At 74.1% G+C, this 11,892-nt stretch carries 8 protein-coding genes; 2 read left to right on the top strand and 6 right to left on the bottom strand.

Annotated elements, in window-relative coordinates:
• Positions 1–193: 193 nt before the first annotated feature.
• Positions 194–691, bottom strand: coding sequence for a transcriptional regulator NrdR (gene nrdR, locus ACFWIC_RS26390; RefSeq protein ID WP_329882581.1), 498 nt, complete (start codon positions 689–691; stop codon positions 194–196).
• A 565-nt stretch (positions 692–1,256) separates the two neighbouring features.
• Between nrdR and lexA the strand changes: the two genes are divergently transcribed.
• The gene (gene lexA, locus ACFWIC_RS26395; protein ID WP_224281048.1) at positions 1,257–1,919 is read left to right on the top strand and encodes a transcriptional repressor LexA; all 663 of its coding nucleotides are present in this window, start codon (positions 1,257–1,259) and stop codon (positions 1,917–1,919) included.
• A 185-nt stretch (positions 1,920–2,104) separates the two neighbouring features.
• On the opposite strand, the gene ACFWIC_RS26400 is transcribed toward lexA, so the two are convergent.
• The 5 genes from ACFWIC_RS26400 to ACFWIC_RS26420 are packed head-to-tail and all read right to left on the bottom strand — an operon-like array spanning position 2,105 to position 10,306.
• Positions 2,105–4,270: an ATP-dependent DNA helicase gene (locus tag ACFWIC_RS26400; protein ID WP_380362734.1), complete on the bottom strand. Its 2,166-nt coding sequence runs from the start codon at positions 4,268–4,270 to the stop codon at positions 2,105–2,107.
• 12 nt (positions 4,271–4,282) lie between these two features.
• Positions 4,283–6,163 carry an IucA/IucC family siderophore biosynthesis protein gene (locus ACFWIC_RS26405; protein WP_329949994.1) on the bottom strand — a complete coding sequence of 627 codons (1,881 nt, stop codon included), beginning with the start codon at positions 6,161–6,163 and terminating at the stop codon, positions 4,283–4,285.
• Positions 6,141–7,625 (bottom strand): SidA/IucD/PvdA family monooxygenase, encoded by a 1,485-nt coding sequence (locus ACFWIC_RS26410; protein ID WP_329949993.1) that lies wholly within the window; start codon positions 7,623–7,625, stop codon positions 6,141–6,143. Before ACFWIC_RS26410 ends, ACFWIC_RS26405 begins: the two co-directional genes overlap by 23 nt.
• A gap of 15 nt (positions 7,626–7,640) precedes the next feature.
• Positions 7,641–8,435: a GNAT family N-acetyltransferase gene (locus ACFWIC_RS26415; protein ID WP_380520165.1), complete on the bottom strand. Its 795-nt coding sequence runs from the start codon at positions 8,433–8,435 to the stop codon at positions 7,641–7,643.
• Entirely contained in the window at positions 8,327–10,306 is a 1,980-nt protein-coding gene (locus ACFWIC_RS26420; protein ID WP_380520162.1) for an IucA/IucC family protein, read from the bottom strand. Before ACFWIC_RS26420 ends, ACFWIC_RS26415 begins: the two co-directional genes overlap by 109 nt.
• 356 nt (positions 10,307–10,662) lie before the next feature.
• On the opposite strand from ACFWIC_RS26420, the gene ACFWIC_RS26425 reads away from it, so the two are divergent.
• Positions 10,663–11,841: a trypsin-like serine peptidase gene (locus ACFWIC_RS26425; protein WP_380362739.1), complete on the top strand. Its 1,179-nt coding sequence runs from the start codon at positions 10,663–10,665 to the stop codon at positions 11,839–11,841.
• Positions 11,842–11,892 lie beyond the last annotated feature (51 nt).

The raw sequence follows: 11,892 nt of genomic DNA on the forward strand, positions 1-11,892 counted from the left end.
GGGCAAACGCCCGGAGTGCACCGAAAAATCCGGGCACGACCGGTTCGCTGTTCCGATGCGCGGACAGGCGGGTCCCCCGACTGGCCGTGCACGTTTTGTCATGTTCTGTGCGCCGTTTTCGGGCACACGTCGACCCAAGGGGGCCGTCGGGTTGCTGCCGACCCCGGAAGGGGCCGGTGATGGGGCCGGGCCGCTAGGGCGCGGCGGCGGGGACGGGCACGCAGGTGCCGTCCGCCTCGGGGACGGGCTGCTCGGCGCGGAGTTCCGCGATGGCGGCCTCGAAGTCTTCGAGCCCGTCGTACGCCTGGTAGACGCTGGCGAAGCGCAGGTAGGCGACGACGTCGAGCTCCTTGAGCGGGCCGAGTATGGCAAGCCCGACGTCATGGGTGGTGAGTTCGGCGTTGCCGGTGGCGCGCACGCACTCCTCGACCCGCTGGCCGAGCTGGGCGAGGGCGTCCTCGGTGACCGGGCGGCCCTGGCAGGCCTTGCGGACTCCGGAGATGACCTTCTCCCGGGAGAACGGCTCGGTGACACCGCTGCGCTTGATGACCATCAGGGCGGCGGTCTCCACCGTGGTGAAACGGCGGCCGCAGTCCGGGCACTGCCTACGGCGGCGGATACAGCTGCCGTCCTCGGTGGTCCGGCTGTCGACGACACGGCTGTCGGAGTGCCGGCAGAAGGGGCAGTGCACCTGAGGATCCCTCCTTGGCAGGACGTGCGGACTGAGTCGAGTCTATGCGATCCCGGGGCACCCGAGGCAACCCGATCCTGAGGTCTCAACCACAAGTTCTGGGTCACGGAGAGGACTGTAGCCACTACATGTAGGTCTGAGGCGGATCCAGAGGCGCTGGCGTGTCGGCCCGGACTAAACTGCCTGAGCCGGCTTCGGCTCGAACATTTAATCGATGTACAACAAAGCCTTGATCGAGTCAGCCAACTCCCGAATAATTCACTCGAACGTGTGTTTGGCGCAACCTTTCGATACGAGGTGCGTTGGGCTGGAAAAAGGGAGAGGACAGCCGTCGAGAGGGGCAGCCATGAACACCGTCGAAACCAACACCATCCCGGTGCAGGAACACTCCCAGCTCAAGGTGGGGCAGCGCACCACGAATCAGCAGAGTGTGGACATCAGCATGGACCGTAGCGAAGAACACCGCCTCTCCGGCCCGGGCCTTTCCGGCGTGGGCCGCGTTCCGGACCAGCCGGTCGAACACTCCCCCGCGCTGGACGACGCCCACCCGGCGCCGACCCGTTCGATGCCCGGCCGACCTCCCGGGATCCGCACCGACGAGGCGGGACTCACCGAACGCCAACGCCGGGTGATCGAGGTCATCCGGGACTCGGTCCAGCGCCGGGGCTACCCGCCGTCGATGCGGGAGATCGGTCAGGCCGTCGGCCTGTCCAGCACCTCCTCGGTCGCCCACCAGCTGATGGCCCTGGAGCGCAAGGGATTCCTCCGGCGCGACCCGCACCGCCCGCGCGCCTACGAGGTCCGCGGCGTGGAGGTGGCCCGCCCGAACACCGCCGAGACGGCCGGCCGACCGTCCACCTCGTACGTCCCGCTGGTCGGTCGGATCGCCGCCGGCGGGCCGATCCTGGCCGAGCAGACGGTCGAGGACGTCTTCCCGCTGCCGCGCCAGCTGGTCGGCGAGGGCGAGCTGTTCGCACTGACCGTGCGCGGCGACTCGATGATCGAGGCGGCCATCTGCGACGGCGACTGGGTCACGGTCCGCCGCCAGCCGGTCGCCGAGAACGGCGACATCGTGGCCGCGATGATCGACGGCGAGGCCACCGTCAAGCGTCTCAAGCGTGAGGACGGCCGGATCTGGCTGATGCCGCACAACCCCGCGTACGAGCCGATCAACGGCGACAACGCGACCATCCTGGGCAAGGTCGTGGCGGTCCTCCGCCGACTCTGACCACCGGCCGGGAGCGACGGGACCGAAAGGACCGGCGCGCCGGCGCACCAACGAACCGACGGGGGAACGGCCTACGGGAAGGGGCTCCACGCGACATCGCGCGGAGCCCCTCCGTCGTCCCCGGGGGAGCCGCGGGCCCCGCCCCGGAACGGGCGCGCCCCGGGAGCAGCCCTTCGCGGACCTCCTCAGCCCCGCTCGGCCACCGGCCTGATCGGGGCCGCAGCGGCATCGATCGCCGCCAGCGAGCGGCGCACCTGGTTGCGGTCGGTGGTGTACCAGAACTCCGGCATCGAGGACCGGAAGAAGCTGCCGTACCGCTTGGTCTCCACCCGCGGGTCGAGGACCGCCACCACGCCCCGGTCCTCCGCCGCGCGCACCAGCCGACCCGCGCCCTGCGCCATCAGCAGCGCCGCGTGGGTGGCCGCGACGGCCATGAAGCCGTTCCCGCCCCGCTGTTCGACGTCCTTCTGGCGCGCGCTCATCAGCGGGTCGTCCGGGCGCGGGAACGGGATCCGGTCCATCACCACCAGCTGGCAGGCCGAGCCGGGCACGTCCACGCCCTGCCAGAGCGAGAGCGTGCCGAACAGGCAGGTGGTCGCGTCCGAGGCGAACTCGCGGATCAGCTCGCCCAGGGTGTTCTCCCCCTGGAGCAGGATCCGGTTGTCGAGCCGCTCCCGCAGCGCCTCGGCGGCCGTCTGGGCGCCGCGCATCGAGGAGAAGAGGCCCAGCGTCCGCCCGCCCGCAGCGCCGATCAGCTCGGTCAGCTCGTCCAGCATGTCGGGCCGTTCCGGGTCCCGCCCCGGGTCGGCCAGGTGCCGGGCGACGTACAGGATGCCCTGCTTGGGGTACTTGAACGGCGAGCCGACGTCGATGCCCCGCCAGTGCGGCACCGGCTCGTCCTCGGAGCCGGAACCTGAAGCAGCGCCGGAGCCGGAGCCGGCCGCAGCGGGGTTGTCGCCCGGCGTGCGCGCGTCCGGCAGCCGCGCGTCGGACGGCAGGCCGACCGACGCGGCGACGCCGTTGAAGTCCCCGCCGAGCTTGAGCGTGGCCGAGGTGAGCACCACCGACCGCTCCTTGTACAGGCCCTCGCGCAGCAGTCCGGAGACGCTCAGCGGGGCGACCCGCAGCGAGGCGGTGCCCAGGCCGAAGCGGTCGCTGCGCTCGATCCAGACCACGTCGTACTCGGAGTCCCGGAGCAGCCGGTCGGCGGTCTCGTGCAGCGTCTCGGCGGCGGCCATCGCCTGCTTGCGGACGGCGTCCTCGTCGGTGAGCGCCTTGTCCCTGGTCTCGCCGAGCGAGGTGATCACCTGCCGGGAGGCGTCCCGGATCGCGGTGACCGCGTACGCCAGGTACTCGGGCAGTTCCTCGACCCGACCGGGCTGGGCGGTCTCCATCAGGCCGTGGTAGTTCTCGGCCGCGGCCTGGAGCGCGTCCACCGCCTTCTCGTTGGCCAGCCGGGCGGCCCGCTTGACCGCGCGGTTCACCGCGCCGACGGTGAGCTCGGCGGTGGCCGCGCCGGTGACCCGGTTGACCAGTTCGTGGGCCTCGTCGACGATCAGCAGCTCGTGCTCGGGCAGCACCGGCGCACCCTCGATGGCGTCGATCGCCAGCATCGCGTGGTTGGTGACCACCACGTCCGCGAGTTTGGCCCGCTCGCGGGCCTTCTCGGCGAAGCACTCCTGCCCGTACGCGCAGCGGGTGGCGCCCAGGCACTCCTTGGAGGTGACCGCGAGCTGGGCCCAGGCCTTGTCGGAGACGCCGGGGCTCATGTCGTCCCGGTCGCCGGTCTCCGTCTCGTCGGCCCAGTCGCGCAGCCGGAGCACCTCCTGGCCGAGCTTGCCGGTGGGGCCGCCCAGGGCCTCCACCGGGTCGAAGAGGCCCTCGCCCTCGTCGCCCGGGGTGCCCTCGTTGGCCCGGTGGAGGCAGAGGTAGTTGGAGCGGCCCTTGAGCATCGCGAACAGCGGGCGGCGGCGCAGCACCGGGTGCAGGGCCTCCACGGTGCGCGGCAAGTCCCGTTCGACCAGCTGGCGCTGGAGCGCCAGCGTGGCGGTGGCGACCACCACGCGGTCCCCGTGGGCGAGCGCCGGCACCAGGTAGGCGAGGGACTTGCCGGTGCCGGTGCCGGCCTGGACCAGCAGGTGTTCGCCGTTGTCGACGGCGTCGGCCACGGCCTCGGCCATCCGGAGCTGGCCGGGGCGCTCGACGCCGCCGACGGAGGCCACCGCGGCGTGCAGCAGCTCGGGGATGCGGGACCGGGGGACGGCCTCGACCGGGGCGTCCGGGGTGTCCGCGGAGTCGACGCCGTCGGCGGCGTCCTCGGCGGGGACCTGGGATTCGGAGTCGTTCGTCATGACCGTCCCAGCCTACGGGGCGGGGGTGACAATCCGGCCCCGTCGGCCGGGCAGCTGCACCGTTCCCCCTTCCGCGAGCGCGTTCGGGACGGTGCCGTGCCGGGCCGCGTGCGGGCGGTGCGGGCGGTCTCCGTAGCCGTCCAGCAACAGCCGGTTGCGGTTGAGGCAGAGGCGGTCGATCCGCGGCAGGAACAGGTCGAAGAGCGCGAACCGCTCCGCCAGGTCGGGGAAGCGCTCCTGGTACCGGAGGACCTCGGCGCGCAGCAGCGCCCAGAACTCCGCCTCGGGCAGTCCGGCCTGCGCCTCCAGCAGCGGCGCCAGGTACCGGTAGACGCCGATGAAGAGCCCGGAGTGCAGGAACTGGCAGAGGCCCGGAGGGTCCTCGCGCAGCAGTACGGAGTCCACCTCGGCGGGCAGGCCCCGGAGTTCGGGCAGGTCCTGGTCGCTCAGGTTGACGTCGTCGACGAAGTCCTTGACCGCCAGCCGGGCCGGCACGTCGTGCTCGTCGAAGACGACGATGGCGTTCTCGCCGTGCGGGGAGAAGACCAGCCCGTACCGGTAGAGGAAGTGCAGCAGGGGCGGCAGCATCGCGGCGAACAGCCGGCCGGTCCACTCGGCGGGGGTGAGCCCGGAGCGGGCGACCAGTTCCGCGACGAGCGCCCGGCCGTCGGTGCCGGTCTGCAGCAGGGCCGCCAGGGTGCGGCCGTGCTCGCCCGGGTCCAGGGCGGGGCCGAGCGGTTCGCGCCAGATCGCGCCGAGCAGTTCCTTGTACTGGTACGGCGCCTCCGGCAGCTCGCGGTAGAGCGGGTGGTCGACCGTGACGGAGGCGATCTCGCCGAGGAGCACCACCCGGCACTCCTCGCGCAGGAACGGGTCCGCGTCGCGCAGTCCGTGGATCCAGGCGGTGACGGCGGGCGCGGCCAGGGTGCGCTCGGTCGGCAGGCCGCGCCAGACCAGGGTGTTGAGGACGGCGAGCGGCAGCTTGACGGTGCAGCGGTCGGGACGGCTCCGGTTGAAGAAGGAGCGGATCGACTGCTGGGGCAGCCGCAGGTCGCCGTCGCTGGCGAGCGGGACGATCTCGCCGGAGGCGATCCAGGGGGCGAAGAGCGGGACGACGGTCTCGTCCCACTGCCAGGGGTGGACCGGCAGCAACAGGTAGTCGTCGGCGTCGGGGCCCAGCGCGGCGCGCAGCGCGGCGGGGTCGTCCAGCTCGCGCCGGTAGAGCTGCTCGGGGTCGGTCAGGCCGGGGACGCCGCGGTACTCGGCGAGCCTGCGGTGGACGGCGATCCAGGGCAGTGGCCGGGGGGTGCGGGCCTCCGGGGCCCAGCGGGCGGCGTCGGTGGCGGAGAAGCCGATCCGGCCCTTGTTCGGGACGATCCACGGGTGGCCGCCCTGCCGGCCCTCCAGGTCGGTGTGCCCGAGGTCCGCGAGTTCGGCGGCGGTGAGGCCGGTGGCGAGGAGGTGGGCGTCGGCGATCAGGGTGGCGGTGAGTTCACGGATCAGGTGGCCGGTGGTGTCGCCGCGCAGGCCGAGGACGTGCCGGGCGTAGGGCAGGAAGCGCAGCGGGTCGAGGCCGTCGGGCCGGGTGCAGCGGACGGAGGCGGGGTCGACGAGCCAGCTCCCGTAGGCGCCGCGCCGGGCGGTGAAGCGGTACTCGGCCTCGGGCAGCTTGAGCAGGTGGTCGCGGCCGGCGCCGGTCCCGGTGCGGTCCCCCGTCCCGGCGCGGTCCCCCGTCGGGACCGGGGTTCCGGTCTCGACGGGGGTGATGAGCTCCTCGTAGGCGAACTCGCCGAGCATCTTGGCCAGCAGCGCGCGGCCGGCCCGCTGCCAGTGCCCGGCGGTGAGCTGCGGGGGCAGGTACAGCGGCGGTTCAGCGGCCGGCGGTTGCGGCACGGGTCGGCTCCTGGGGTCGGGGGACGGCGGGGACGTGGTCGGCGGGGGCGTGGTCGGCGGAGAGGCGGTCGGCGGGGGCACGGTCGGCGCCGGTGCGGGGGTCACCGGTGCGGGGGTCACCGGCGGGAGGGAGCCGGGCTCCGACGGGAGGCGCGAAGCCGGTCCAGGCGGTGCGGGCGGGCAACCGGTGGAGGGTCCGGCCGGTCACGGCGTTGAGGATCACCGCGGCCCGGTGGGCGCCGAGCCCGAGGTCGGGGGTGCCGACGCCGTGGGTGTGCAGCTCGGCGTTCTGCACGTAGAGGCCGCCGGTCACCTCGGGGAGGGTGGCCACCCGGTGGGAGAGGTCGACCCGGTAGCGGCCGTCCTCGTCCCAGTCGATCAGGTGGGAGAGGGGTTCGAGGGCGGCGGGGCGGGCGGCGCGGTAGCCGGTGGCGAGCACCACCGCGTCGGTCCGCAGGACGTGCTCGGCGCCGGAGTCGGTGTGTCGGCAGCGGAGTTCGAGTCCCCCGCAGGGACCGGGCCGGGCGTCGGTGACGGCGGTGCCGGGGGTGATGTCGACCGGGGCGGCGTCGATCGGCCGGCCCACGGTCCGCTCGTACAGGTGGTCGTGGATCTCGGCGAGGGTCTCGGCGGAGGCGGCCTTGTGCAGCTGCCACTGCGCCTCGACCAGGGCGCCCCGGACGGCTGCGGGCAGGCCGTGGAAGTACCGCGTGTAGTCGGGGGTGAAGTGTTCCAGGCCGAGCTTGGAGTACTCCATCGGCGCGAGCGCCCGGGTGCGGGTGAGCCAGCGCAGCCGGACCCCGTCGCCGTCGTGGCGGCGCAGCAGGTCGAGGAAGACCTCGGCACCGGACTGGCCGCTGCCGACCACGGTGATGTCCCGGGCCCCGGACAGCCCGTCGCGCCGGTCGAGGTAGTCGGCGGAGTGGAAGGCTCCGGGGTGGCCGTCGAGCGCGGCGAAGGCCTCGGGGCGGACCGGCCGGGTGCCGACGCCGAGCACGAGGTGGTACGCCTCGACCGTGGTCGACCGGCCGGTGGCGGTCTCCCGCAGTTCGGCGCGGTACCGGTCGCCGGTCCAGTGCAGGGCGGTGACCTCGGTGGCGAAGCGGCAGTTGGCGAGCCGGCCGGCGGCCCAGCGGCAGTAGTGGTCGTACTCGCGGCGGGTGAGCTGGAAGCGTTCGGTGAAGTAGAACGGGAAGAGCCGGTCCTGTTCGCGCAGGTAGTTCAGGAAGGACCAGGGGTTGGTCGGGTCGGCCAGCGAGACCAGGTCGGCGAGGAACGGCACCTGCATCCGCGCACCGTCGACCAGCATGCCGGGGTGCCAGCGGAACTCCGGTCGCTGGTCGCAGAAGAGGGTGCGCAGGCCGGGCACGGGTTCGGCGAGCGCGGCGAGCGAGAGGTTGAACGGGCCGATGCCGACGCCGAGCAGGTCGTACGGCTCGGGCGGGGCTGCTGGGGTGTCCATGAGTCGGGAGGTGTCCTAGGCGGGATGCGTGGGTTGACGGGATGCGGGTCCGGGCGCGGGGCGGGACGCCGCGGCGTCCGGGCCGCCGGAGGTGACGGGGTGCGGGCCGTGGGACGTGACGGGGTCCGGGAGGCGGAGGGTGGGGTCCGGGAGCCGGTCGCGGACCATCAGCGCGGCGCGTTTGCCGGGCAGGTCGAGTTCGGCGGCGAGCCGGAACCCGGCCCGTTCGAAGGTCCGGACCGAGCGCCGGTTGCGGACGTCGGGTTCGGCGACCACCCGCTCGCACCGCGGACGTTCCCGCAGGACACGGGCGGCCAGCGCGGCCAGCAGGGTGGCGCCGAGGCCCCGGCCGCGGCTGGCCGCCGGGCCGAGCAGCAGGTGGAGGCCGGTGTCGTGCGGCCGGGCGGGGTAGTGCGCGGCGAGCGGGTCGAGGTCGGCCCGGTAGACCTCCCAGTAGCTCATCGGGGCGTCGTCGAGCAGGCCGAGGCAGGGCACGCTGCGCCCGTCGCCGTCGAGCTGGGCCCGGACGTGCCGTTCGGTGCCCGCCTGCGGGCCGGCGAGCTCCCAGAAGGCGTCGACCTCGGGGTCGTTCATCCAGCGGACGAGCAGCGCGAGGTCGGCGGGGAGCCGGACCGGGCGGAGCCGGAACTCGCCGGCGGGGGTGGGCATGGCACCCCAGCCGGACGGGTCGTCGGGCGTCGTCACGCGCCGGCCACCGGGTTGGGGATGTCGACGTAGACGGACTGGGTGGCGACCGGGCCGACCAGTTCGTCCATGCCGTTGAGCCGGGTGAGCAGGTTGGCCTTGCAGGGCAGGGTGGGGGCGTCCAGCAGCAGCGCGGGCAGCGTGGAGCCGGTGGCGCCGGCGGCCGGTCCGGCGAGGAACCGGCGCAGCGCGGCCAGCAGCAGGGCCTCGTCGGCGAGTTGCTGGGAGCCGAGGGCGCCGATCAGGCCGAGGACGTGGTTGATGCCCAGGTAGTAGGCGAAGTGGTGGTCGATCACCTGGTCGTCGAGGAAGGTGTCGCTCTGCGCGCCGAGGCCGGGCAGCCGGGCGGTGAGCCGGTCGGCGGCGCTCTGCCGGTAGTAGTAGCCCTGGTTGTCGCGGTAGCGGCCGCCGCGCGGCCAGCAGTCGGCGTCGAGCAGGACGAGGCTGTTCTGCTGGTGCGCCTCCAGCGCGATGCCGGCCTGTCCGTCGAGCCAGAGGACGGGCAGCACGACGGCGTCCAGGTAGCGCAGGAACCATTCGGCGGCGACGGTGCGCAGCGGGCGGCCGGTGCGGGCGGCGAGGGCGCGCAGGGTGTCGCCGAGGCGGGACGGCACGGTCCCGGCGGCGCCCCCGGCGCCCCCGGTGGCCGCGGACGCCGCGGCGCCCGCGATCCCCTCGATCCCCTCGATCCCCGTGGCGGCGGTGCCGTCCGGCCGTTCGGCGACCAGCCCGGCCACGCAGTAGGCGCGGTCGGCGGGCGCGAAGGGCTGGGCGCGGAGCACGGTGTCCAGGCCGCCCGGATCGCCCAGGCCCGGGTGGTCGACGCCGATCCACGCGGGGTCGCGGACCACGTCGAAGCCGGGGTGGGCGGCCCGCCATTCGGCGCCGAGGCCGCTCTCCAGCAGCCGGTGCATCTCCAGGCCGCGGTGGAGCTCCTTGCGGAGGTTCTCCCGGCGGGAGTTGGTGATCCGCAGGCCGAGCGAGAGCTTCAGCATCCAGGGGGTGCCGGGCCGGTAGACGGTGCGGACCGAGGAGGTGGGGTACCAGGCCGCGCCGACCGGGCCGAGGTCGTGCAGCCGGCCTTCGGCGAGCAGGGCGGCGACGGCCGGGCGGTGTGCCAGTTCGCGGGCCTGCCAGGGGTGCAGCGGCAGGGCCGCGGTGCCGGGCGGCAACAGGGCGGCGTCGCCGAGGAGCCGGGCGGTGATCCGGTCGACGCTCTCGGGGAGGGCCGAGCCGGCCGCGAGGAGCTCCCGGTCGACGGCGTACCAGTGCACCTGGAAGGAGCCGTGCAGTTCCGGCGAGTAGGCGGCGCTCTGGGCGGGGCCGAGGCCGTCCCGGCTCTTCGGGGTGGGGTGCATCGGGTGGCCGAGCAGGAGGGACTGTTCGGCGGCGAGGAACCGGGAGCCCTCCGGCCCGCCGGCGGGCGGGGCGGGGGTGGTCCGGTGGTGGGTGAGGATGTCGGCGGTGCGGACCACCGAGTCGGCGACCCGGGCGGCGAGGTCGGCGATCTGTCCGGGGTCGGGCCGGTCGGCTGCCGCCGCGGCGAGCAGGGCGGCGGCGGTGACGGCGTCCACGGGGGCGTCGGCGGTGCCGGGGCCCGCGGCGAGGGTGGCCGGACCGAAGCGGTGCCAGCCGGCCGGCGACCAGTGGCGGACGGGGGCGGAGAGCCGGGCGGCGCCGCCGAGGACGGCGATCCGCAGGTGCCCGTCCGGGCCGGGGGTGGCGCCGGTCTCGCGGGCCCAGCAACGCAGCAGGGCCTCCAGGGCCGCCTGTTCGGCGGCGACGGCCGGATCCGGGTGGAGCAGCCGGTCCGCCCGGCCCTCGACCGCCGGGGCGGGCACCGGGACGGAGACCGCCGGCGCGGCGGCGGCCGGGGCGGGCACCGGCGCGGCGGCGGGCGCCGGAACGGCGACCGGGAGGGGCGGGGCCGTGGCGGACGGGACGTCGGGCGGTGCTCCGGTGAGGGCGGTGCTCAATGCTGCTCCTTGGGGCGCGTGGGATGCCGACGCGCGTGGGGTGGAGAGGAACTGGCGGGCGCTCGCACCGTCGCGTCAGGTAAGGGTTACCTATCCCTGACGGGTGATCACAAGAACGGCTCACTCGTCCGGGTGAAGAACGGCCGTTGTTCACCGCTCAGGGGGAGGGAGGGCCCTTCGTACCGACGAGCCGGGCGGGACCACCCCGCCGAGGCCGCCCGGTCCACGTCACAGATCGGTGACCGCCGGCCGCGCCCGGAACCCGGGGGTCGGCCGGTGCCGTCCTGATGCCCAGTGAAAGACTCCGAGGCGGCGGTGCGCCGCCCGTACGCCGAACTACCAGGGGGAAGCACACCATGCCAGTGATCCACCGGTCAGCCGTGGCCGCGGCCCTCGCCGCGGGGACCCTGCTCGCCGTCACCGCCTGCGGCCCGGACGGGCCCTCCGGCGGCGGGGGTACCGCCGCGCCGCCGCCCGCCACGGGCAGTGCCACCGCCACGGGGGGCGGCAGCGGCGCGATCGGCGGCATCACGCTCCCGACGGGTCTCCCGAGCGGCCTGCTGGAGGGCCTGCCGAAGAGCTGGGACGACCTGACGAAGTGGACCTTCGACGACTGGGACAAGTGGGCGTCCAAGAACGTCTTCAACAACCCGATCGTGAAGGACTTCTGGAACCCGGACAAGATGGGCGACTCCAAGCCGGCCGACCCGGCGCCGCCCACCGCCAAGCCGGCCGGCGACGCCGGGGTCACCGACCCCGAGCCGCCGGTGGTCAAGGCCGTGCCGGTGCCGCGCCCGTACACCAAGCAGCCCTCCGGGAAGATCTTCTTCTCCGCCGACGGCGGTCGCGGCAACTGCTCGGCCACCGTGATCGCCGACCCGGCGCACCCGGGCAAGAGCAACCTGGTCTGGACGGCCGGCCACTGCGTCCACCCGGGCAAGGGCGGCAAGTACTTCAAGGACCTGGTCTTCGTGCCGGCCTACAACAACTCCGGCGCCTCCAGCGGCGGCAAGAAGGCCCCGCTGGCCGAGCTCGCACCGCTCGGCACCTGGTGGGCGAAGGACGTGGTGACCTCGCCGCAGTGGCTGGTCGAGGGCGGCGGCACCGGCGACGCGGCCAGCCAGTACGACTTCGCGATCATGCGGGTGAGCAACCAGAACGACACCGGCAAGTCGCTGGAGGAGACGGTCGGCTCGGCCGTCCCGGTCTGGTTCGACGCCCCGCGCGACAAGGTCGCCGTCTCGGCCGTCGGCTACCCGCTCTTCAAGCCGTTCGACGGCCAGGAGCTCTACAAGTGCGAGGGCGGGAAGCCGACCCGGCTCTCCTTCGACCCGAAGCGCCCGTCGATGCTCACCATCGGCTGCAACATGACCCAGGGCTCCAGCGGCGGCGGCTGGTTCGCGCCGATGCCGGACGGCCGGACCGCCCTGGTCTCCAACACCTCGATCGGCACCCAGGACCACACCTCGCTGAGCGGGCCGTACCTGGAGACGGTCGCCAAGCAGGCGCTGGACTGGATCTCCAGGAAGAAGTAACCGGCCGTACGCCGACGGGCCCCGGTCCGCCCTCCCGAGGGAGGGCGGACC

This window comes from Kitasatospora sp. NPDC127035, assembly GCF_042726075.1.
Taxonomy (GTDB): domain Bacteria; phylum Actinomycetota; class Actinomycetes; order Streptomycetales; family Streptomycetaceae; genus Kitasatospora.